Source organism: Maribacter sp. R86514 (assembly GCF_044597005.1).
In the GTDB taxonomy this organism is placed as follows: domain Bacteria; phylum Bacteroidota; class Bacteroidia; order Flavobacteriales; family Flavobacteriaceae; genus Maribacter.
Genome location: NZ_CP138999.1, coordinates 1,934,701 through 1,956,956 on the forward strand (window position 1 = coordinate 1,934,701; position 22,256 = coordinate 1,956,956).

20 protein-coding genes are annotated in these 22,256 nt (G+C 33.8%); 13 read left to right on the forward strand and 7 right to left on the reverse strand.

What is annotated here, in order from left to right:
* The first annotated feature begins 11 nt into the window (after positions 1-11).
* From SJY30_RS08550 to uvrB, 7 genes are all read left to right on the forward strand, one after another.
* On the forward strand, positions 12-134 hold the full coding sequence (locus tag SJY30_RS08550; protein ID WP_396635133.1) for a hypothetical protein: 123 nt from the start codon (positions 12-14) through the stop codon (positions 132-134).
* The gene (locus SJY30_RS08555; RefSeq protein ID WP_396635134.1) at positions 131-1,786 is read left to right on the forward strand and encodes a DUF11 domain-containing protein; all 1,656 of its coding nucleotides are present in this window, start codon (positions 131-133) and stop codon (positions 1,784-1,786) included. Before SJY30_RS08550 ends, SJY30_RS08555 begins: the two co-directional genes overlap by 4 nt.
* A gap of 66 nt (positions 1,787-1,852) precedes the next feature.
* Complete coding sequence (locus tag SJY30_RS08560; protein ID WP_396635135.1) at positions 1,853-2,755, forward strand: ABC transporter ATP-binding protein; 903 nt, start codon at positions 1,853-1,855, stop codon at positions 2,753-2,755.
* 12 nt (positions 2,756-2,767) lie between these two features.
* Entirely contained in the window at positions 2,768-3,601 is an 834-nt protein-coding gene (locus SJY30_RS08565; RefSeq protein ID WP_396635136.1) for an ABC transporter permease, read from the forward strand.
* A gap of 96 nt (positions 3,602-3,697) precedes the next feature.
* A complete protein-coding gene (locus SJY30_RS08570; RefSeq protein WP_396635137.1) occupies positions 3,698-5,467 on the forward strand; it encodes a T9SS type B sorting domain-containing protein in 1,770 nt (589 codons plus the stop codon).
* Positions 5,468-5,470: 3 nt separating this feature from the next.
* Positions 5,471-6,952, forward strand: coding sequence for a T9SS type B sorting domain-containing protein (locus tag SJY30_RS08575; RefSeq protein ID WP_396635138.1), 1,482 nt, complete (start codon positions 5,471-5,473; stop codon positions 6,950-6,952).
* A gap of 59 nt (positions 6,953-7,011) precedes the next feature.
* Entirely contained in the window at positions 7,012-9,000 is a 1,989-nt protein-coding gene (uvrB, locus tag SJY30_RS08580; RefSeq protein WP_396635139.1) for an excinuclease ABC subunit UvrB, read from the forward strand.
* 659 nt (positions 9,001-9,659) lie between these two features.
* On the opposite strand, the gene SJY30_RS08585 is transcribed toward uvrB, so the two are convergent.
* Positions 9,660-10,085, reverse strand: a complete 426-nt coding sequence (locus SJY30_RS08585) for an Hsp20/alpha crystallin family protein (protein ID WP_396635140.1) — start codon at positions 10,083-10,085, stop codon at positions 9,660-9,662.
* A gap of 206 nt (positions 10,086-10,291) precedes the next feature.
* On the opposite strand from SJY30_RS08585, the gene SJY30_RS08590 reads away from it, so the two are divergent.
* On the forward strand, positions 10,292-11,566 hold the full coding sequence (locus SJY30_RS08590; RefSeq protein WP_396635141.1) for a DUF2254 domain-containing protein: 1,275 nt from the start codon (positions 10,292-10,294) through the stop codon (positions 11,564-11,566).
* On the opposite strand, the gene SJY30_RS08595 is transcribed toward SJY30_RS08590, so the two are convergent.
* Together SJY30_RS08595 and SJY30_RS08600 are read right to left on the reverse strand one after the other, a co-directional pair.
* Positions 11,563-11,964: a TerB family tellurite resistance protein gene (locus SJY30_RS08595; RefSeq protein WP_396635142.1), complete on the reverse strand. Its 402-nt coding sequence runs from the start codon at positions 11,962-11,964 to the stop codon at positions 11,563-11,565. The genes SJY30_RS08590 and SJY30_RS08595 overlap by 4 nt on opposite strands.
* Before the next feature lie 110 nt (positions 11,965-12,074).
* Positions 12,075-12,470: a hypothetical protein gene (locus SJY30_RS08600; RefSeq protein WP_396635143.1), complete on the reverse strand. Its 396-nt coding sequence runs from the start codon at positions 12,468-12,470 to the stop codon at positions 12,075-12,077.
* 497 nt (positions 12,471-12,967) lie between these two features.
* Here SJY30_RS08600 and SJY30_RS08605 point away from each other — a divergent pair, with 497 nt between their 5' ends.
* Positions 12,968-13,345, forward strand: a complete 378-nt coding sequence (locus tag SJY30_RS08605) for a DUF1456 family protein (protein WP_396635144.1) — start codon at positions 12,968-12,970, stop codon at positions 13,343-13,345.
* Positions 13,346-13,389: 44 nt separating this feature from the next.
* On the opposite strand, the gene SJY30_RS08610 is transcribed toward SJY30_RS08605, so the two are convergent.
* The 4 genes from SJY30_RS08610 to SJY30_RS08625 all read right to left on the reverse strand — a co-directional run bounded on the left by SJY30_RS08610 (position 13,390) and on the right by SJY30_RS08625 (position 16,648).
* Complete coding sequence (locus tag SJY30_RS08610; RefSeq protein ID WP_396635145.1) at positions 13,390-13,725, reverse strand: hypothetical protein; 336 nt, start codon at positions 13,723-13,725, stop codon at positions 13,390-13,392.
* Between the two features lie 366 nt (positions 13,726-14,091).
* Positions 14,092-14,427 carry a hypothetical protein gene (locus SJY30_RS08615; RefSeq protein ID WP_396635146.1) on the reverse strand — a complete coding sequence of 112 codons (336 nt, stop codon included), beginning with the start codon at positions 14,425-14,427 and terminating at the stop codon, positions 14,092-14,094.
* A 237-nt stretch (positions 14,428-14,664) separates the two neighbouring features.
* Positions 14,665-15,858, reverse strand: coding sequence for an ADP-forming succinate--CoA ligase subunit beta (sucC, locus tag SJY30_RS08620; protein WP_036152884.1), 1,194 nt, complete (start codon positions 15,856-15,858; stop codon positions 14,665-14,667).
* A 151-nt stretch (positions 15,859-16,009) separates the two neighbouring features.
* A complete protein-coding gene (locus tag SJY30_RS08625; protein ID WP_396635147.1) occupies positions 16,010-16,648 on the reverse strand; it encodes an LON peptidase substrate-binding domain-containing protein in 639 nt (212 codons plus the stop codon).
* 151 nt (positions 16,649-16,799) lie between these two features.
* Here SJY30_RS08625 and lysA point away from each other — a divergent pair, with 151 nt between their 5' ends.
* The 4 genes from lysA to SJY30_RS08645 all read left to right on the forward strand — a co-directional run bounded on the left by lysA (position 16,800) and on the right by SJY30_RS08645 (position 22,209).
* Positions 16,800-18,038, forward strand: coding sequence for a diaminopimelate decarboxylase (lysA, locus tag SJY30_RS08630; protein WP_396635148.1), 1,239 nt, complete (start codon positions 16,800-16,802; stop codon positions 18,036-18,038).
* Between the two features lie 60 nt (positions 18,039-18,098).
* Positions 18,099-18,635, forward strand: coding sequence for a thioredoxin family protein (locus SJY30_RS08635; protein WP_396635149.1), 537 nt, complete (start codon positions 18,099-18,101; stop codon positions 18,633-18,635).
* 121 nt (positions 18,636-18,756) lie between these two features.
* Positions 18,757-19,422, forward strand: a complete 666-nt coding sequence (locus SJY30_RS08640; RefSeq protein ID WP_396635150.1) for a hypothetical protein — start codon at positions 18,757-18,759, stop codon at positions 19,420-19,422.
* A 204-nt stretch (positions 19,423-19,626) separates the two neighbouring features.
* Positions 19,627-22,209, forward strand: a complete 2,583-nt coding sequence (locus SJY30_RS08645) for a M1 family metallopeptidase (protein ID WP_396635151.1) — start codon at positions 19,627-19,629, stop codon at positions 22,207-22,209.
* Positions 22,210-22,256 lie beyond the last annotated feature (47 nt).

A 22,256-nucleotide genomic window follows, 5' to 3' on the forward strand; every position in this document is an offset into this window, starting at 1 on the left:
ATAATATAACCATGATGACCAACGCCAATACCGGTATTGTTCTTACCAGTGGAGGTTTAAGATTAGAAGCTCCGGGTGGAGAAAAATTCTATGTCAATTATAGGGCCGATCTGGAGCACAAGCAACCTCCTTGACCAGTAAAGGAAGGCAAGCAATGGGTACACATTTTAAGTGGGGAGGTACGCCAAATAAAGGAACTCAAAACAGTTTAACGAATTCATTGGGTATAATGGCAACAGAAGACGGTACCACAGTAACGCTTTCAGGTTATGACCCAGATTTTGAATTTAAACTAGGAAACGACAGAGATGGAATACTAGACGATAGTTATACTATAAATTTAGATGCAAACGAATCTTTTGTATTTGAAGCATATGTTGCTGAAACGCCTGCCAATGCAGATGGTTGGTTAGGAGCTGATATGATTTCCAACAACCCAATCGTTATCAGTAATGGTGGTCTAAATACAGGTGCAAGGGTAGGTTACTCAGGTAGAGATGCTGCAATTGACCAACCTGTGCCTCAAAACAGACTTGGTAAAGAATACGTTTTTATAAGAGGTAACGGTACAAGTGAAACAGAAATACCTATTATAATAGGTACACAAAACGGAACAGCAATTTATGTAAATGGATCTGCCACACCAATAGCCACCATTAACGATGGTGATTATTTTGAGATACCTGAGAGTAATTATTCTGTTTCTTCAGCAGGTGGAAACATGTATGTAACCACTTCTAAAGATGCGTATGCCTATCAGTTAATGGCAGGTGCAAGTGCTATTTATACACAAGGGTTAAACTTTATTGCACCCGTAAACTGTTTATTGCCAGATACGGTAGATAATATTACACATATAGAAGATGCTGCTGGGGTTACAATGACAGGCGGAGTAACATTAATTGCCTCCACCACTACCCCAGATGCTAATATTACTGTCACAGATGGAACAGGACCGGTAACCCTCCCCGCCTCTTCTGCAGTAGCAGGTACCACATTATGGAAAACATACTATGTCGCAAATTTAACAGGAGACGTTACGGTAGAATCGACAGGTCCAATAGCTGTGGGCTTCATTGGGTTTAGTGGCGCAAGAGGTATTGCCGGTTATTTTTCAGGTTTTGATACTGTACCAGAAGTTGACCTTCAAGTTACAGGAGGCGGATGCCTACCAACAGCTGAAATAGAAGTTATAGACCCTAATTTTGATGATTACCAGTGGTTTGAAAACGGTTTATTAATTGCAGGGGCAAATACTTCTACTTACACACCAACCCAAGCCGGCGATTACTACGTAAGAGTTACAAAGGGAGGATGCACATATGATTCTCAACCGCTTACCGCATATTATTGTGAGCCAGATATCGTAATCAAAAAAGTAGCAGACCGAAATACAGTCAATGATGGCGAAACGGTAATCTTCACTATTACGGTAGAAAGTTATGGCATAAATTCAGTTTCCAATCTTGTAATTACAGATGTTTTACCAGACGGTATTTCATTAATATCATCATCAGTTATAAAAGGTAGTTTTTCTTATCCGAATTGGTCTGTAGGTGGTATGGATAGCGGAGATCTAGAAACCTTGACTATAGTAACACGGGCAAATTTACCAGATGTAAATACATCAACAGCCACATACACCAATACAATTAGTAATTCTCAAGACCAAACCGATACTAACATTACTGCTGACGACCCATCAGAGACAATAACCGTAAATTTTAAAACCCCTACAACAGTAATCACGAATAGAAGAATTACCTTCAGAGCAACAGCAAATTAATTTCTTTTTGTAACATTCCGTCTAGTTTATCGTCAAGTATACGTAACCAATCAAAAAACACTTGACGTGAGTACTATTCTAACAGTCAATCATCTTACCAAAAAATTCGGGCACCTTACTGCAGTAAAAGATCTATCGTTTACTATAGAGAAAGGCAATGTATACGGTATTCTTGGACCAAACGGTAGCGGCAAATCAACTACCCTTGGCATTGTATTAAACGTAGTCAATAAAACCAACGGAGAATTTGCCTGGTTCGGTGGCGGCACCTCAACACACGAGGCTTTAAAAAAAGTAGGTGCAATTATTGAGCGCCCAAACTTCTACCCATACATGACCGCTTTACAAAACTTAAAATTAGTTTGTAAAATTAAAGACGTTACCGAAGACAAAATTGAGGAAAAGCTAGATTTAGTTGGATTACTAGATAGAAAAAATAGCAAATTCAGAACTTTTTCTCTAGGGATGAAACAGCGTTTGGCTATTGCCTCTGCCCTACTGAACGATCCCGAAATCTTAATCTTAGATGAACCTACTAATGGTTTAGACCCCCAAGGAATTCATCAAATCAGGGAAATTATAAAGACCATTGCCGCTAAAGGAACAACAATTCTTTTAGCATCTCATTTATTGGATGAGGTTGAAAAAGTATGCTCTCATGTGGTCATCTTACGAAAAGGAGAAAAACTATATTCTGGTAGAGTTGATAGTTTACAAGCTAGTTTCGGCTTTTTCGAATTAAAATCCGATGACTTAGAAAAACTGACATCATATTTGAGCACCAATGATCATTTTGGAAGTATAAAAAAAGAAAATGGTTTGGTCACGGCAATCTTAACTTCAGAACTAGATGCACAATCATTGAACAAAATACTTTTTGATAAAGGTATCATCGTATCTCATTTAGTAAAACGAAAAGAAAGTTTAGAAGAGCAATTTCTTGCCTTAACTAAAAATGCTAACGCCTAACACACTACCATCATGATACGATTACTACAAATAGAATTCATAAAACTTTGGAACAACAGGGCTAGCAAAGTGTTGATTATTTCATACTTCGCGCTTTTAACCTCTATAGCATTGGTAGCGGCCATTAAATTCGATATTGGTCCTATAAAGTTTCATTTAGCAGATCAAGGTATTTTCAACTTTCCGTACATCTGGCATTTCAATACATTTATTACAGCATTTTTTAAACTGTTCTTAGCCATTGTAATTGTTTCGATGATGTCTAATGAATACAGCAATAAAACGATAAAACAGAATTTAATTGACGGACTCTCAAAAAAAGAATTCATCCTTTCGAAATTCTTGACGGTGATTACCTTTTCACTAGTTTCGACCATATTCGTTTTTATAGTTTCTTTGATTTTAGGGCTTATTTACTCCGATTTTAATGAATTATCCATCATTTTTACCGATTTAGAGTTCCTTTTAGCCTTTTTTGTAAAACTGACAGGTTTCTTCTCTTTTTGTCTTTTCCTAGGTGTTTTAGTAAAACGCTCGGCATTTGCACTTGGTTTTCTAATATTATGGCAAGTTTTAGAAGGAATATTTAGAGGAATAATTAGATGGAAGTTTTTTGAAAGCGAAACGACAGATGCCATCATGGGCTTTTTTCCTTTACAGGCTATGTTCAATCTAATTAAAGAACCATTTTCTAGATTAGGTGCCGTACAATCCGTAGCCAATCAAATGGGAGAAAAACTTGCATTGGACTATTATATTCATTGGTATGAAATTGTGATTGTTCTAGCCTGGATAGCCATCTTCATATATGGTTCTTATGCAATTCTTAAAAGACGTGACCTTTAATTCATCTCAAGTACTAGGGCCGTTAATGCTTTTTAACAAGATTCAAAAAGTGTACATTTTTAATTTGTAGTATATTGTATTGTTTACGAATATGCTATGAAAAAGAAATGGGACTATAGAATACCCCAAATATTGGCTGCGCCAATATTTTTTATAGTCCTGTTATTTGGTATTTTCAAAATATCGGCACAAGAATGCCCGTCATTAGTAAGTCCTGCAGATGGTACCACATTAGTTCCCATAGATGCCTCTATTAGTTGGGAAGCTGTTACAGGAGTTCCCGGTTACATTATTTCCCTAGGAACCACCTCTGGCGGCAATGACATTTTGAACGAAAGAAATGTAGGTTCGGCTACCAGTTATATTCCACCAACAGGTTTACCTGAGAGCACAGAAATATTTGTAACCATAACCTTATTCTTTTTTAACCAGCCAAATATAGTTTGCGATAGTCAAAGTTTTACGACAGCTGCTTTGAGTGAAGTACCGAAATGTGTACCATCTACTTTTCCTGCAAATGATGCCATAGACATTAATACAACTACAAACATCTCATGGAATGCAGCACCGGGTGCTACTGGGTATTATTTATCAATAGGAACCACATTAAACGGAGCTGAAATTTTAACGAGTACGGATGTTGAAAATTCACTCAACTACAATCCACCTGCAGATTTACCCGCGGAAACAGAAATCTATATCACGTTAATTCCATATAACAGAATTGGCTTGGCATCAGATTGTAGCTCTATTATGTTTATCACTTCACCAGAAGCTGTTCTACCCACATGTACCACTATGATTTCTCCTATTGACGGAGAAACAAATGTATCTCTGAGTCCTACACTTGAGTGGAATGCTGTCCCAAATGCAATAGGTTACAAAGTATCTATAGGCACATCACCTTTTGAAACCAATATTCTAGATGACGCGGTTTTTTTCAGAACATCTACGGTAATCATTGATTTTGAACCCAACCGCACATTCTTTATTTCCATTTACCCTTTTAACGAAGCCGGTGAAGCCATTGGTTGTACTCAAGAAACTTTTTCTACAGCACTTGGTTGCGGACCTTACTTTGACCCCGAAAGCGGAGAACTACTCGTTTTAAATCCCGAATTATCCTTCCCTGATTCCGTGTCTATATGCCTTGACAACGAATTTAATATAATAACCGCAACAGATGAAGCAGACGGGTACAGGTGGTTTCAGTTAGATGAAAGAGGAAATGAGACTTTACTCTCTACCTCTGCAGAAGTATCCATAAGCGAAGAGGGTGAATATCTTTATGAAGCCTATATGAACATTGAAGATTCTGGAACATTGTTTGAATGTGCTTCTTCAAAAATATTTAAAGTAAAAACATCACAAGGTCCGGAAATAGATGAAGTAAAAGTGCAATTAGATGCTAATTCGTTAAACTATGAAGTTATTACAACGACAAATGGTAATTATGAATACGCGATAGATAATGCGGAAGGACCTTATCAAAACAATAATCGCTTTACAGATATCTCATTACAAAATCATACAGTTTATGTTCGTGATAAAAATGGATGCGGAATTACAGAAAAACTAATTGAGCAAGATTTAACCATTAAAGGGTTTCCTAATTTTTTTACACCAAACGGAGATGACATTAATGACCATTGGCAATTTATACCACCAATGGGTACGGAAGAAAAGGATATATACGTGATTTTCATTTTTGATAAATTCGGTGCTCTTTTAGCACAAATAGCACCGAATACAAAAGGTTGGAACGGTATATTAAATGGTAAGCAGCTACCTGAGTCTGAATACTGGTTTAAAGCTTTATCAAACAATAACAAGGTAATCACAGGTCATTTTAGTTTAAAAAGATAGGTAATGACCCAAAATAACATGCTAAACAAAAAAATGGATTTCATAATGAGATTTAGTTTCCTTCTATTTTCATGTTCATTTTTTTATGGTCAAGAGTGCACATCATTTATATACCCCGAAAATGGATCAAATAATATTGATTTAGATGCAACCTTAACATGGCAAGAAGTGTCGGGGTTTAACGGTTACCTACTAACCATAGGTACATCACCCCAAGGAAGAGATATATTGGATAGAAAACCTATAGGAACAGATACGTTTTACAAGCCTGAGTTTGGTTTTCCCGCTAATAGCACATTATATGCAACACTAAGCCTTGTACCCTATGATGGTGCACCAATAGCATGCGATGAAGTAGTATTTTCAACCATTTCAGTTACAACTAAACCAACTTGCTCACAATTAATTACCCCAATTAACAATGCAGGGAGTGTAACGATAATTACCGATTTAGAGTGGGAATATGCACCTACGGCAACCGGTTACTTCTTATCAATTGGTACAACGCCAAATGGTAGTGAAATTTTAAATAATGAAGATGTAAACAATGTACTTAGCTACAAGCCACCAGAAGATCTTCCTCAAAATTCAAATATATATGTAAGAATCAATCCGTATAATGAAATTGGCACAACTACCGCATGTACAGAAGAGGTATTCACCACAAGTTTTGCCGTTTATGTTTGTGATCCATACATTTCTGAAACTACAGGCGAATTAACTTATAGAGCTCCTCAAATTAATTTACCCAACGTTGTGGGTATCTGTAGCGATGAATTGCCATATACTATTTCGACAGATGATATAGCCGAGGGTTTTAGATGGTATCTTACTAATAGTGGCTCTGAAGAAACCCTATTGTCAGAGACGCAAAGCGTTGCCGTTTCTTCCCCTGGTAAGTATAGAATCGAGGCATATAATACCATATCAACAGACGCTGGTATTATTGAGTGTACAAGTTCAAAATTAATTGATGTAGTTGCGTCTGAACCTGCTACAATTACTGAAATAAAGGTCACCAATTTACCATTAGGCAAAACAATAGCAGTCTCTGTAACGGGTGGCGGACAATATGAGTATTCATTAACCAGCCGCGATGGTCCTTTTCAAGATTCTTCGATATTCATAGAAATGCCAAATACCAATTATACTGCCTATGTACGAGATAAAAACGGTTGCGGTACAACAGAAAGATCGGTAGATAGAGATATTTCGCTAAAAGATTTTCCATCATTTTTTACGCCAAACGGAGATGGTATTAATGACTATTGGCAATTTATTCCACCAGTTGAAAACTTTGAATCTGTCATAGAGGTAATTTATATTTTTAATCAATTTGGCACTTTAATTCAACAACTAAACCCAAGTAGTATTGGTTGGGACGGAACCTTCAATAATAAAGAAATGCCACAAACCGATTATTGGTTTAAAGCAAACTTTCTAAATCAACCGCCAATAAGAGGTCATTTCACCTTAAAACGATAGTTACAACTTATCTTCTTTTCGAGTCCATTTAAATCGTGCTTCTTTCGTAATTTTATAGCATGAAATTTAAAGTAGTATCAGACTTCAAACCCACTGGGGATCAACCAAATGCCATTAAAGAATTGGTAAAAGGTATAAATGAGAAAGAGAAATACCAGACATTGCTAGGTGTAACCGGTTCTGGTAAAACATTTACGGTAGCCAATGTCATCGAAGAAGTACAAAAACCAACACTATTATTGGCGCACAACAAAACTTTGGCAGCTCAATTATACTCCGAGTTTAAACAATTTTTTCCTGATAACGCGGTGGAATATTTCGTGTCTTACTACGACTATTACCAACCAGAGGCGTTTATACCAACTAGCGGAGTTTATATTGAAAAAGATCTTTCAATAAATGAAGATATTGAAAAACTGCGTTTAAGTACTACCTCTTCGCTACTTTCAGGCAGAAGAGATGTCATCGTTATTGCATCCGTTTCATGCCTGTATGGTATTGGTAACCCTATTGAATTTCAAAAAAATGTCATTTCCATTAAAAAAGATCAGGTTATAGCTAGAACAAAGCTGATGCAACAATTGGTGCAATCGCTATATTCAAGAACCATGGCAGATTTCAAAAATGGAAACTTCAGGGTAAAAGGCGATGTAGTAGACGTTTTCCCCAGTTATGCCGACCATGCCTATAGAATTCACTTTTTCGGCGACGAGATAGAAGAAATAGAAGCATTTGACCCATTTAACAACAATATTATAGAGGTATATGAGAATCTGAACATATACCCTGCCAACATGTTTGTAACTTCTAAAGATGTTTTGCAGAACGCCATACATAATATTCAAGATGATTTGGTAAAGCAAATAGACTACTTCAAAGATATCGCAAAGCCACTTGAAGCTAAGAGATTAGAAGAACGTACCAATTTTGATTTAGAAATGATTCGTGAGCTTGGGTATTGCTCAGGTATTGAAAACTACTCCAGATATTTAGACGGTCGTGAACCGGGCACAAGGCCTTTCTGCTTATTAGATTATTTTCCTGATGATTACTTAATGGTGATCGATGAAAGTCACGTTACCATACCACAAGTACACGCGATGTATGGTGGTGACCGTTCTAGAAAAGTTAATTTGGTAGATTATGGTTTTCGTTTACCAGCCGCAATGGACAATAGACCATTAAAATTTGAAGAGTTTGAAGCATTGCAAAATCAGGTTTTATATGTAAGTGCAACACCTGCGGATTATGAATTAAAATTAAGTCAAGGGGTATATGTTGAGCAGGTGATTAGACCAACAGGACTTTTAGATCCTATAATCGAGGTGAGACCAAGCTTAAACCAAATTGATGATTTAGTAGAAGAAATACAAATTCGTGTTGAGAAAGATGAGCGGACTTTAGTGACCACTTTGACAAAAAGGATGGCAGAGGAGTTAGCTAAATATATGGACAGAATCAATATTAGATGTAGATATATTCATAGTGATGTTGACACTTTAGAGCGCGTAGAAATCATGCAAGATTTACGAAAGGGAATTTTTGATGTGCTCATAGGTGTGAATTTATTACGTGAAGGATTAGACTTACCAGAAGTTTCTTTAGTCGTTATTTTAGATGCCGACAAAGAAGGTTTTTTACGTAGCAATAGATCATTGACACAGACCGTAGGTAGAGCTGCAAGAAACCTAAATGGACTAGCAATTATGTACGCAGATAAGATAACGGACAGTATGCAAAAAACGATAGACGAAACAAATTACAGAAGGCAAAAACAGATTCAATATAATACGGATAATAACATAACACCGAAAGCATTGAACAAAAGTTTAGACAGCGTACTTTCGAAGAATTCAGTCTCCACATATCACTTCATAAAAGAGGAGTTGAGAGCTGCCGAACCAGACATGGATTACCTTACAAAAGAGCAAATAGAAAAGCTCATAAAAGACAAGAGAAAAGCGATGGAAAAAGCTGCAAAAGAATTGGATTTTATGCAAGCAGCGAAATTACGAGACGAAATAAAGTCATTACAAGAGCAAGAATAAGCTAAGATTAGACGAAATCAACCAAATTAGATTATAGGTATATTTAAACTTAACTTAATATCACATAAAATACTGGATAACAATTATTTAAATACAATTTTTAGACAAGACTAAATCTTATTTGCTCTAACTAAAATCGATTTTAAAAGTGTTTTTCAGCTGTTTTTCATTTAATCATAAAACAACAATAGTTGCTCTTTCACTAAAATTCCTTTGCAGCAAACAAAGCTTGTAAAAAGAAAAAATATACTAGCGTACATTACGAATTTACGTTAAATTTTTGAACAATAAAATCGGCAGTTACAACCCAATAAAAAGAGTTCAGTTTTAAAGCTCGAAAATCGATTTACAGCACTAGAAAAACCCCTTTTCAAGAATTAATTAAAGGGGTTATTTATAGCTTAATCCTACAAAATAATAACCTATATTTTCAATTGTAAAAATACCGATTTAAGAATATCATAAGACAAATATTCATCCCCAAAAAAAAGCCGCATATGAGTTAATTGAACAATTATATGAATGAGCAATTCAGTTCAATTTCAACACGAAATAAGAATATGTAAAACAAATAAAAAAATAACAAAAAAGTGCTTTGATTTCTCAAAGCACTTCAACTAAACAACTCAAACCAACCTAAAAAAAGTAGTCGCTAAAACTTACTTTAACTCGATCATTCTTTTTGGCTTTGGCAAAGCCTCTTCTTTTTTAGGAAGATTAAATTTCAAAATTCCACCTTCGTAAGTCGCTTCAATTTTATCTGTTGCAACAGTTTCCGGTAAGGTAAATGCTCTTTTAAAAGAAGAGATACTAAACTCTTTTCTTGTGAAATTTTCTTTCACCTCTTCACCCTCTTCTTTAATTTCTGCAGAGATTGTTAAAACAGAATCATCAATTTCTATATTAAAATCATCTTTAGCCCTACCAGGTACAAAAAGTTCTAATTCAAAATCTTTCTCATTTTCTTTTATGTTCACAGCGGGTACAGATGAACGTGAATTCTCAGTACCACCAAACCAGTCTGGTCTAAATATCTCATTCATTAATGCTGGGAACAAAACGTCATTTCTCTTAGTTAAACTCATAATCATATCTTTTTAAATAAATTAATTTTAATAGTCGATTTGAATAAAACAAATTATATACCAACACCATTTACATGTCAATTTGACATTAACCTAAGGTTAAAGGGTGTCATTTTGACATTTTTAAATGATATGAGCGTGTAATTTTAGTTTATCAGCCATTTTACCGAACGAACAATCGCTAGCTTTATGGCAGACTTATTAAAATGGACAGACTAACTAATTTTATTGACCATATTCAATCTAGAATTGCTTTTTTTCCCACTATAATTGCTTTGGGTGGATTGCTAACGGCTTTTTTTATGATTTACTTGGAACAACAAGATATTTCAGCACATATCATGGAAGTTGCCCCTGCTTTGGTTATTGATGATACAGATACAGCTAAAACAATTCTAAGCACTCTTATAGGTGGTTTAATTTCATTGACAGTATTTAGTTTTTCAATGGTAATGGTATTATTAAATCAAGCATCTAGTAATTTTTCACCAAGAGTATTGCCAGGTATTGTATCAGATCAAAAGCACCAAATTGTACTGGGTCTCTATATTGGCACAATACTATATAACATTTTCATATTTATTTCTATAGAACCTACTAAAGACAACTACCAAACGCCAGGTTTCTCAGTACTACTAGGCATTATTCTAGTAGTAGTTTGTTTAGCTGCTTTTATATATTTCATTCATCATATCTCACAAGCTATACAGGTAGGTAACATATTGACCGCAATTCATTCCAGAACAAAATCTGAAATAAGGTCAATTGTTAAAAATCAAGAAAAAATATCTTTAAAATTTCCTGAGCAGGAACATTGGGAAGCATATGAAATAAACGAAACCGGATATTTTCACGGTATAATTGAAGATGACTTATTGAAGTTATGCAAAGATTACCAAACAAAAATTGCAGTTCAACTTCACAAAGGTCAATTTATATTAGACGGAACCATTGGCTTTACCTCTGAAAAACCTATAGATAATGATTTAAAAGAGAAGATATTGAACACATTGCTCTTTAGCCACGAAGAATTAATAGGTAAAAATTATATCTATGGGTTTAGACAAATCTCAGAAATTGGGGTGAAAGCCATGTCTCCCGGAATTAACGACCCTGGGACAGCTCTAAACACTATTGACTACCTAACTTCTCTTTTTATGGATTTAATGCGTAAGGCGGATTTTGAATACCTTGCCGATGATGACCAAACTGGAGAAAATTGGGTACTTATTAGAAGTTCTAAATTTTCAGAAGTGCTATTTAATGTAATGGCAACGTACAGACTGTATTGCAAGCATGATATTACCGTTATGAGAAAACTTATGCACATGCTGAAGACACTTACAAACCACGTTATAAATTCTGATCAACTTGTTATAATAGAATCGGAAATCAATGAATTAAAAAAAGATGCTGATAACAACATCGAAAACAAAAGAGATCTTAGTACATTAAATTCTGATTTTATCTCTTGGTCTTAATTGTAGTGTGATTTAAAAATTGAAATCAGTACCTCTGGCGGCACTACTTTATTAGGGTATTTATGCATTACGGAGAGTACTTGCTGAATAGCACCGGGTGGCAGACCCATTTTTAAACCGATATCATAAATTCTTTTGACTTCGATTATATCTTGTTCATCATCAACATTCATCAATAACACCAATCTATGAAATTGCAAAAGTCGTTCTGGTTGAGATTTAGGTATAACATGTTCAACATTAGCAGTAAAAAGACTGTCAAAAGTTTTTTTGCTTACCTCTAATTGTTGGGCTACTGAAAAAAGAAAGTCATATTCAGATTCTTTAATCTCGTTATTGACTTTGGCAAATGCAATCATTTCTGATAAAATAGATAGTTTCTCTTTTTTAGTAGGCATATTCTTAAGTAAATAATTGATATTCAGCTGCTACATAATTTAACGTTAAATACGGCTTTTTTATTTCATTAAGAGATAACCTTAGTAATACTTAGAAAAGAGATGTTTTCTTACTTCGAGAAATAACTTTTAATCACATGCTCACCTTGAGAATAATCTTCTGAAAAATGAATATCGTATAAAAATTTTCTAATGACCTTTTGTGGTAAACCCAAAGAAATTCCTTTTTTATAAGATGCTCTTACCCATTTAAAGTAGCTTTTACATAGATTTTTATCGTGTAGAGCGGTTTTATAAAACTTTAAAAGCTTAGACTCACTAGAAATAGGAAGAATAAAAATTTCCTCTTCTTCAATATATGTATCAATAATATCTTGATCTAAACCCAGTTGCCCGCCTACATTACAGATAAATTCATACTCCATTTCATCAAGACCATTTTCTACCATAGAAGATTTGATCATGCCTGAGATTATTTTTAATTTTACATTTTCTTCCCTCATCATCTTTATCTTTTAAATAATCATTAACAAACTTAGTCTACCACTATTTTAAATTTTACAAATCGAAGACCATTTTAAACTTTACCACCTTGTCAATAATGAAAATTTAAACATTTAATAACTGACCTAGATTACATAATTAAAAGAATAAATTACCAAAATATATAGATAGCGAACGATTAACTTGTATACACTTAAATATACGAAATTTGAAAGATTATTCCTACAATAATAACACGGAAAATTACTGATTATTATATATAACGATTTACTTCAAGAAAAAATCGATGAAATACCAAAACAATCGATAAATGATTCACTTATGCTTCTAACATAAAGGAGTTGTGAAAATTCAAACAAAATATTTTCGATATAAATAGAAAAAATAGAAAAAATAAGCAACTAAAAATTAAATCTGTTGAACAAGCTATTGATTATTGATACACCGTTTAACAACAGGTCATATTTTTATAATAACTTGCACATCTTAAATTTGTAGTATGACAAATAATGATATTTTCAAGAAACTAAGAGTTGCATTAAAGTTTAGAGATGATCAAATCGTTGATATTCTACAGCTTGTAGATTTCAAGATTTCTAAAAGTGAATTAGGCGCTTTCTTTAGAAATGAGGACCATCCTAATTATATGGAATGTGGTGACCAAGTGCTACGCAACTTTCTAAATGGTCTTGTTCTTCATTTAAGAGGTACAAAAGATGCCCCTAAAATACCCGGAGAAGTACTTTTGGCCATGTCAACAAGTACTAAAAGACCGCCTCAAAAAAATAATGACCGAAAAGATTTTAAGACCAAACAGATGAAAAAAGTAGATACTGCGATAAGCCCTGTTAGGTATAAAAACAAAAAAAAATCTTAATACACGTCTTTGTATTAAGATTTTTAACGGCAAAAATTAATCGGTTATGCCTTTATACGCACAGGAACGGTATATATCTTACCCTCCTTTACTTCTGTCAAATTAACTTTTTGATAGTTTAATTTAGATTTGACAAAACTTTCCATTTTATCAAATTGAGAATTAACCGATAAAACGACGATTTCCCCATCTGCATTCAAAGTAAATCGAACCTGGGCTGTTAAATCGCCGTCACCAATAGTAAAATTATTTACCGTTAGCATTTTTGAAATCTGTGTTGATAGATTTTTAGAAGGATTTTCACCTTTTACATCGTTCGCTAAAACATTACCTGTTGCAAGTAGCATTGCAGCTACGACTACTAAACTTAATTTTCTCATGACTTTTTGTTTTTTTACCTCAGTTTTTCTGAAGTATGATTAATAATTGATTGATGATGAATTACTAAAAAGACGACTGTAAATTAAGATTGTTACAATTTTTTCTCATTTTAACATCTTTTTTATAATAATCCTTCCGTTTTACACCACAAATTTAGAAATACCAATCACTTAAAAAACAAAGATTTAAAGGCTTAACCATTATTTCATTTCGCTAACATAAAACTCAGATTCAGCTTAGTTTTCATTACGATTACTTAAAATGGTATATACAATAAATTACTTTCCAGAGCATATGCCTCGCAATAACACAAAAAAAAGAACGCTTAATAAGCGCTCTTCAAAGAATAATAAATTATAAAATAACTACTCTGCTATTTCAATTGGAATAACGTAAACCAAATCTGTATTACCTGGCTCAAGACTTTTAAAATCTATACCGTTCTTCAAAAATTCTTTTAAATGACCATTATTGGATTTAATTGACAATAACCTGTACATACCATCTTCCGCAACGGCTATTTTAATTTCAGCTTTAGCACCTCTTATCTGATTTGGTATATCCTCATCAGCTAACATGTCATGAATTTGAGCAGTTATCCATTTTGTTCCTTTATCTTCATTAGACTCCTTATCATGAGCCGTAACAGTTCCAATCCCAAATGTTAAAAATGCGATTAAAATGATTTTGACTTTTTTCATACTATATATATTAAAGGTTCGAAATTATACGCATATATTGCGTATACCACAAAATAAAACATTTAAAATGTGAATATGATAATTTTAACATCTATTTAATATTATATTAATAATATATGCAGATTTCAACACTATAATCTACACATTCAATAATAGCAAGATGTATTTTGTCAAAAAAAAAAAAAAAAGACCACTCCAATCGGAGTGGTCTTTAAAGGTATTAAAAGTGAATTGGTTTTAAGCCAATACCTCTTTTACTTTATCTGCAGCTTCTTGAAACTGTACAGCAGATTGTACTGCAAGTCCAGAATTGTCAATAATCTCTTTTGCCAATTCAGCATTGGTACCTTGTAACCTTACAATAATCGGCACTTTCATTGAATCGCCCATATTCTTATAAGCATCAACAACACCTTGTGCAACACGATCACAACGAACGATACCACCGAATATGTTAATTAGAATTGCCTTTACGTTAGGATCTTTTAATATAATTCTAAACGCCTCTTCAACTCTTTTAGCATCTGCCGTACCACCAACATCTAAGAAGTTAGCTGGTTCACCACCTGCCATCTTAATTAAATCCATAGTCGCCATAGCCAGACCTGCACCGTTAACCATACAACCAACGTTACCGTCAAGATCTACATAGTTAAGACCAACTTCTCTTGCCTCAACTTCTATAGCGTTCTCTTCTCTAAGATCACGCATTTCAGCATATTGCTTTCTACGGTATAGTGCATTATCATCAATTGAAACCTTAGCATCAACAGCCATGATCAAATCATCGGATGTTTTTAATACAGGGTTAATTTCAAACATATTAGAATCACTTTCTACATATGCTTTATATAATGATGCAACGAATTTTGTCATTTCTTTGAACGCAGTACCTGAAAGTCCTAAGTTAAAAGCAATCTTTCTTGCTTGAAAACCTAACAAACCTGTAGCTGGATCAATTTCTTCTGTAAAGATCAAATGCGGAGTGCTTTCTGCAACTTCTTCAATGTCCATACCACCTTCTGTAGAATACATGATCATATTCTTACCAGTAGCTCTGTTCAATACAACAGACATATAGAATTCACTAGTTTCGCTTTCGCCTGGGTAGTAAACATCTTCGGCAACTAATACTTGGTGTACTTTTTTACCTTCTGCAGAAGTTTGCGGTGTAATTAAGTTCATACCAATAATCTGGTTAGCTATCTCTTCTACCTCTTTAAGGTTTTTGGCTAATTTTACACCACCACCTTTACCACGACCACCTGCGTGTACTTGCGCTTTAATAACGTGCCATCCCGTTCCGGTTTCAGCAGTTAATTGCTTTGCAGCCTCAACAGCCTCTTTTGCATTCTGGGCAACAATTCCTCTTTGGATGCGCACCCCAAAACTTGCTAATATCTCTTTTCCTTGATATTCGTGAAGGTTCATATATATGGTGAATTTTATTTGTTAAGCAAAAATAGGAAACAGTAATTAATAATCTAAAAATACTAGTAATTAATTGGAATATCTATCCTAATTAACCCGATAAAAACAAAAAACTATTAAAAAGTGATTCATTTTATCGCTCTATACCTTATCAAATCTCTATATCCTTAAAATCTAGCGGATCAAAATTTTTGAAATGACCATTCAATTCTATAATCTTTTTTGTTCTTTCTACTTCAGATAGTACGGTAATTGTAGATGTCAAATGAAGCCCAATAAAATTAAGTCGGTCATTTTCTGAAGGTATCTGTAAAAGCTGATACTCTTGCTCAAAAGACAACCCAATTTTATGAGCTAGTGTAAAGCTATTGAATTCCTTTACATTGATTTTTGTATAAGGGACATCCATAATGGCGTACAATTGCTCTATACCGTTTATAATCGTCTGTTTTTTTTCATCGGTAGCTTCAAAATCGTACTCCATAAGCTTTACAATACCACCAGCGTACAACTTATCATCCATAACATTATCAAAAGCAAGTAATTTAAACACTTGCCTGGCTACACAGACCACATCCATTTCTCCGGTATCATAGGTTGTAACAACTTCTACCAATTGTACTTCAACACCATATTCCATCTTATTATTTATGAAAACAGGTATACCAAAAGTGATGGCTTCATTTCTACAATCTTGAATTAATTGTTTGTAGCGATCTTCAAAAACATGCAGCGGCACTGTTTCGCCAGGAAAAAAAATAGACTGTAATGGAAATAATGGTAATCTCATGTGCTAAAAATACAAAGAGGTTTATTCAGCTCCAAAATAAATAAAAAAGACAATTGTTTCAAATATCACAATTTGTTATTTTAAATGTATTTATGTTATTATTTTTGTACCTAAGCATTTAGAAAAGTAAATTTGCTAAAAAATAGATAGCATGAGAAATGAGGATTTATTGCAAATCGCAAAAACCTATGGTGATCCGGTCTATGTTTATGACTCGGAAAAAATAGTTTCACAGTTCAATAGATTGACCAAAGCTTTTGGTTCTGTAAAAAAATTGAAACTTAACTATGCAGCCAAGGCACTTTCTAATATTACTATTTTAAGATTGATGAATAGTCTTGGTAGCGGTTTGGATACCGTTTCTATACAAGAGGTTCAACTAGGTTTATTAGCAGGTTTTAAACCAGAATCAATCATTTTTACCCCTAACGGAGTTTCTTTAGAAGAAATTGAGCAAGCTGCTAAATTAGGAGTACGCATTAACATAGACAACCTTTCTATATTAGAACAATTTGGTAGTAAGCATCCAAATATTCCGGTATGTATACGTATTAATCCGCATGTAATGGCAGGTGGAAATTCTAATATATCCGTTGGTCATATAGATTCTAAATTCGGCATCAGTATACATCAAATTCCGCATTTACTTCGTATTGTAGAATTGACAAAAATGAATATCAACGGTATTCACATGCATACAGGTAGCGACATTTTAGATATCGACGTATTCTTATATGCTTCAGAAATACTTTTTGATACTGCTCGCAATTTCAAAAATCTTGATTTTATCGATTTCGGTAGCGGCTTCAAAGTACCTTATAAAGAAGGTGATATTGAAACCAATGTTGAAGAACTAGGAAAAAAACTAAGTACACGCTTTAATGAGTTTTGTAAAGAATATGGTAAAGATTTGACATTGGCTTTTGAGCCAGGCAAGTTTTTAGTGAGCGAAGCAGGTGTTTTTCTTGCAAAAGTAAATGTGGTAAAACAAACTACATCAACAGTTTTTGCAAGTGTAGATTCAGGTTTCAACCATTTAATTAGACCAATGCTTTATGGTGCTACACATACAATAAACAACATTTCTAACCCAAGTGGTAGAGAACGTTATTATTCTGTTGTAGGGTATATCTGTGAGACCGATACTTTTGCCAGCAATAAAAGAATAAACGAGATTACCGAAGGCGATATTCTTTGCTTTAAAAATGCAGGTGCATATTGCTTTACTATGGCAAGTAACTACAACTCAAGATTTAGACCACCAGAAGTTCTTTGGCATAAAGGAAAAGCAATTCTAATACGTGAAAGAGAAACTTTTGACGATTTAATTCGCAATCAAGTAGATGTAAAAGATTTGTTCGCTGTTAAAGAAACCGCAAAAGTGAAATAAAGCATTTAAAAATACGTTAGTTTTGGTATAATAGTTGGACTATACACTCAAATTAAACTCATGAAAACGTATTCTTTATCTTTTTCCAAATCATTTTTATTCTTAGCCGTTCTTTTTATTTCGACCGCTAGTTATGCACAAGAGGTAAATTGGATTTCTTGGGAAGAGGCTGCCGAATTAACGGCGACCGACACCAACCCAAAGAAAGTCTTTATTGACGTGTACACAGATTGGTGTGGATGGTGCAAGAAAATGGATAAGGACACTTTTCAAAATCCGGAAGTAGCTGCATACATGGCAGAGAACTATTATATGGTAAAGTTTGATGGTGAAGGTAAAGACCCAATCGAATATAAAGGGAAGACATATAAATTTGTTCCCTCGGGCAGAAAGGGTTATCATGAATTTGCAGCCGCTTTAATGCAAGGGCGTTTAAGCTACCCAACTACTATTTTCTTAGACGAAGAATTAAACATGCTCTCTCCAATACCTGGTTATCAAAAGCCAGAGCCATTCTTAGAAATTGCTCGCTATTTTGGCAGCGACATTTACAAAGAAAAAGACTGGAAAGCCTATACTGGTGAAGCTGGTAAATAAGCATAAAAACCTTACCCCTCTTTAGTTAAAATCTCTATTCATTTTTGACAGAAGAAACTAAGATTTTATCAAAGTATTTGATATAGTTTAGTATGCTATCAAACCACGAGAAACAAGTTTTATGAAGTATTTATTGATTATTCTACTTTCTTCATTAAGTATAATTTCTGTATACGGTCAAAACAAAAAAAAATGGCAAAGTGAGTGGAAATATGGCGAGTTAATTTTACGAAATGGCGATACATTAAAGGGAAGAATGATATTACCTATTTTAGATGATATGGCGCTAACAAGTTCGAAAAAGGTAAAATTTCAAAAAAGTCCTAAAACTAAGAAAACCAACTATAGCCATTTTGATGTTAAAAAAGTAATTATTAAAAATCACATGCTAAATAAAACATGGGATTATCAATTCGTTAAAATATCAGATTCTAAATATAGATTGTTTGAGGTTGTTTATGAAAGTGACGAAATAAGGTTATTTAAAAGAATAACTGAAACAGACAACAATGCCTATTTACCATCTCCTGTAAACAGTGTACATGACATAGTTCATGTGTTTGACAATAATACCGTTTATAATACAAGATATTACGCTCAAAGAAAGTTTGAAGGCGTCGCTTCTATTCTTTACAATTCAGGTCCCTTTGCAAAATCATTTCGTAAAAACGGCATCAAATATTTTTCTGATTGTCCCGATTTAGTTTCGAGCTTAAAAAACAGAGGTTTAAATGAATCTGACGTGCTGAAAATTGTAAAAGAATTCGATAAATGTTTACACAACTAAGCTCTGTAAGTTACAGTAGAAATCAATTTTTAGCAATAAAAATCTTATCATAATACTTGTCAATTATTTACTATTATTAATAGCATACTACCGTATCATTATAAATAAAAGTGCACCTCCATTTCATGTAGCCGTTTAAACTCTTCAAAAATTGGAAAGCAATCTTCATTAAAGTACTTTCACAGCAACGGAAAAAGCTAACTTATGAAGAATCTATTTTACGCTAGTTTTTTAATCATTATATTATTATCATGCACTAACAAAAGGGATACTGTAAAGCCACTTGAATCTGGAGTATCGGAAGCTATGGCAACCCAAAGAGCTTCTCTAATATCCAATGTTCATTACAACTTAAGTTTTGATATCCCTATAGAACAAGAAGCTCCTATACCTTCTCAACTGGTTTTAAATTTTGATTTAGAACATCTTAAAGAACCAGTCTACTTAGATTTTAAAGAGGAAACTACCAAAATAAAATCGGTATCCATTAACAAAACTAAAGTTGATATTCTTCATAAAAATGAACATATCATTTTACATGAAAACCACTTGATTAAAGAAAATAACACCGTTATAATTGAGTTTGATGCTGGTGAGCTTTCTCTTAATAGAAATGAAGATTACTTGTATACTTTATTAGTACCTGATCGTGCAAGAACACTATTCCCCTGTTTTGATCAACCTAATATAAAAGGTATATATACGCTAAATATTACAGCACCAAACGACTGGAAAGTTTTATGTGGATCTAAAGAAGTAAAGCAAACTCAGAAAGGTGAATACACACAACATAATTTTAGTGCTTCTGATCAAATGAGTACCTATCTATTTTCATTTGTAGCGGGTAAATTTGAATCTGTAACTCAAAAACCGGCTAATATGGATATGACCCTATCATACCGAGAAACGGATACCACCAAAATTAAGTACAGCTTAGACTCCATTTTTGATCTACATCAGCAATCCTTATCATTTTTAGAGGATTATACCGCATATCCCTTTCCTTTTCAAAAAATGGATTTCGCTGCAATACCCGGTTTTCAATATGGAGGAATGGAACATGTAGGCGCAATTCAATACCGTGAGATTTCTCTCTTTTTAGATGAAAGCGCTACCGCTAACAGAAAATTAAGCCGTGCAAAGCTAATTGCCCACGAAACATCTCATATGTGGTTCGGCGATTTAGTAACTATGAATTGGTTTAATGATGTTTGGATGAAAGAGGTGTTTGCCAATTTCATGGCAGATAAAATTATGAATCCCGCTTTCCCAGATATAGACCATCAATTGGCTTTCATGATCACCCACTACCCCAATGCTTATGGTGAAGACAGAACATTGGGTACAAACCCTATTCGCCAAGACTTAGAAAACCTCAACAACGCAGGTTCACTTTACGGTAGTATTATTTACAACAAAGCGCCAATAATGATGGGTCAACTAGAAACCGTTTTAGGTAAAGAGGCATTTCAAACAGGCATTCAAGAATACATTAAAACCTTTGCATTCAAGAATGCTGTTTGGGGTGAGCTAATTGATATTCTTGATAAAAAGTCTACTACTGATATGGTTGGGTGGAGCGATGTTTGGGTCAATAGTTCTAGTAGACCCATCTTTAGTGATGATATTGAATATGGTGATGACAATAAAATAACCTCATATAAACTATTTCAAAAAGCAGAAGATAAATCTAATCATTCGTGGCCACAGAGATTTGACGTATCATTTCTTTATCCTGATAAAACCAAGACGTTAACCGTTAACATGGTTGGTAGCGAATTAAGTTTAGATGAAGCTATTGGCATGGATAAACCGAGCGCAATATTATATAATTCTAATGCTGAAGGCTACGGAGTGTTTCCTGTTCAAGAACAAGATATAGAAATTATACCTTCCATAAATGACCAAGTGGCTCGTGGTTACGCCTACATCAATGTGTATGAGAATATGCTAAATGGCAGTATTACTCCCAATGAAGCAATAAAATTATACTCAAAAGGACTAGTTAATGAAAAGAATGAATTATTAATTAATCTCATTTCTAGGTATACCACTTCAGTTTTTTGGAAATATCTTACTACTGAACAACGCCTTTTTTATCAGAAAGAAATTACAGAAGAGATATGGGCTAAATTACAAGAAGAACTTTCGCCCAATATTAAAAAGACCTTATACAATACCTATGTATCATTAGGTTATACAGGTATTTCCCAAGACCGATTATACAAAATCTGGAAAAAAGATATAGTAATCAGTAACCTAAAACTTAACGATGATAATTTTACGGAATTGGCGATGGATTTAGCCTTATACGAACATCCCGAAAGTGAGAGCATCCTTAATATAGCTGAAAAAGCAATAAGCAACAATGACAAATTAAATAGATTTCAGTTTTTACTTCCATCTCTTTCAATAGACATTAACACTAAAAATGCATTCTTTGAATCTCTAAAACTTGAAGAAAACCGTGCTAAAGAATCATGGGTGGCTAATGCAATGAATAATTTAAATCACCCTTTACATCAAAAAGAATCTATTAACTATCTAAGGGCAAGTCTAGACTTAGTTGATGAAATACAAAAAACAGGTGATATCTTTTTCCCAAAGAGATGGCTAAGTAGTACTATAGGTAATTATACATCTCCACAGGCATATGAAATATTACAGCGTTTTCTTGAGGAAAATCCCGATTTAAATCCTTCATTGAAATCAAAAGTATTACAAGCTTCAGATGATTTAAGAAGGGTGCAACTTCTGCAGAAACAGATAGACACCTCTTTAGATTAATATTGAGACATAAAAAAAGAGGTCTAAAAGACCTCTTTTTTTATACA

What these genes read in the sequence shown, in the direction of transcription:
- SJY30_RS08565 (WP_396635136.1), top strand. Translation starts at nt 2,768, where the DNA reads ATGATACGATTACTACAAATAGAATTCATAAAACTTTGGAACAACAGG.
- uvrB (WP_396635139.1), top strand. Translation starts at nt 7,012, where the DNA reads ATGAAATTTAAAGTAGTATCAGACTTCAAACCCACTGGGGATCAACCA.
- SJY30_RS08600 (WP_396635143.1), bottom strand. Translation starts at nt 12,470, where the DNA reads ATGATGAGGGAAGAAAATGTAAAATTAAAAATAATCTCAGGCATGATC.
- SJY30_RS08610 (WP_396635145.1), bottom strand. Translation starts at nt 13,725, where the DNA reads ATGAGAAAATTAAGTTTAGTAGTCGTAGCTGCAATGCTACTTGCAACA.
- SJY30_RS08645 (WP_396635151.1), top strand. Translation starts at nt 19,627, where the DNA reads ATGAAGAATCTATTTTACGCTAGTTTTTTAATCATTATATTATTATCA.
- SJY30_RS08595 (WP_396635142.1), bottom strand. Translation starts at nt 11,964, where the DNA reads ATGCCTACTAAAAAAGAGAAACTATCTATTTTATCAGAAATGATTGCA.
- SJY30_RS08585 (WP_396635140.1), bottom strand. Translation starts at nt 10,085, where the DNA reads ATGAGTTTAACTAAGAGAAATGACGTTTTGTTCCCAGCATTAATGAAT.
- SJY30_RS08625 (WP_396635147.1), bottom strand. Translation starts at nt 16,648, where the DNA reads ATGAGATTACCATTATTTCCATTACAGTCTATTTTTTTTCCTGGCGAA.
- SJY30_RS08635 (WP_396635149.1), top strand. Translation starts at nt 18,099, where the DNA reads ATGAAAACGTATTCTTTATCTTTTTCCAAATCATTTTTATTCTTAGCC.
- SJY30_RS08550 (WP_396635133.1), top strand. Translation starts at nt 12, where the DNA reads ATGATGACCAACGCCAATACCGGTATTGTTCTTACCAGTGGAGGTTTA.
- SJY30_RS08575 (WP_396635138.1), top strand. Translation starts at nt 5,471, where the DNA reads ATGACCCAAAATAACATGCTAAACAAAAAAATGGATTTCATAATGAGA.
- SJY30_RS08605 (WP_396635144.1), top strand. Translation starts at nt 12,968, where the DNA reads ATGACAAATAATGATATTTTCAAGAAACTAAGAGTTGCATTAAAGTTT.
- SJY30_RS08590 (WP_396635141.1), top strand. Translation starts at nt 10,292, where the DNA reads ATGGACAGACTAACTAATTTTATTGACCATATTCAATCTAGAATTGCT.
- SJY30_RS08615 (WP_396635146.1), bottom strand. Translation starts at nt 14,427, where the DNA reads ATGAAAAAAGTCAAAATCATTTTAATCGCATTTTTAACATTTGGGATT.
- sucC (WP_036152884.1), bottom strand. Translation starts at nt 15,858, where the DNA reads ATGAACCTTCACGAATATCAAGGAAAAGAGATATTAGCAAGTTTTGGG.
- SJY30_RS08570 (WP_396635137.1), top strand. Translation starts at nt 3,698, where the DNA reads ATGAAAAAGAAATGGGACTATAGAATACCCCAAATATTGGCTGCGCCA.
- SJY30_RS08640 (WP_396635150.1), top strand. Translation starts at nt 18,757, where the DNA reads ATGAAGTATTTATTGATTATTCTACTTTCTTCATTAAGTATAATTTCT.
- lysA (WP_396635148.1), top strand. Translation starts at nt 16,800, where the DNA reads ATGAGAAATGAGGATTTATTGCAAATCGCAAAAACCTATGGTGATCCG.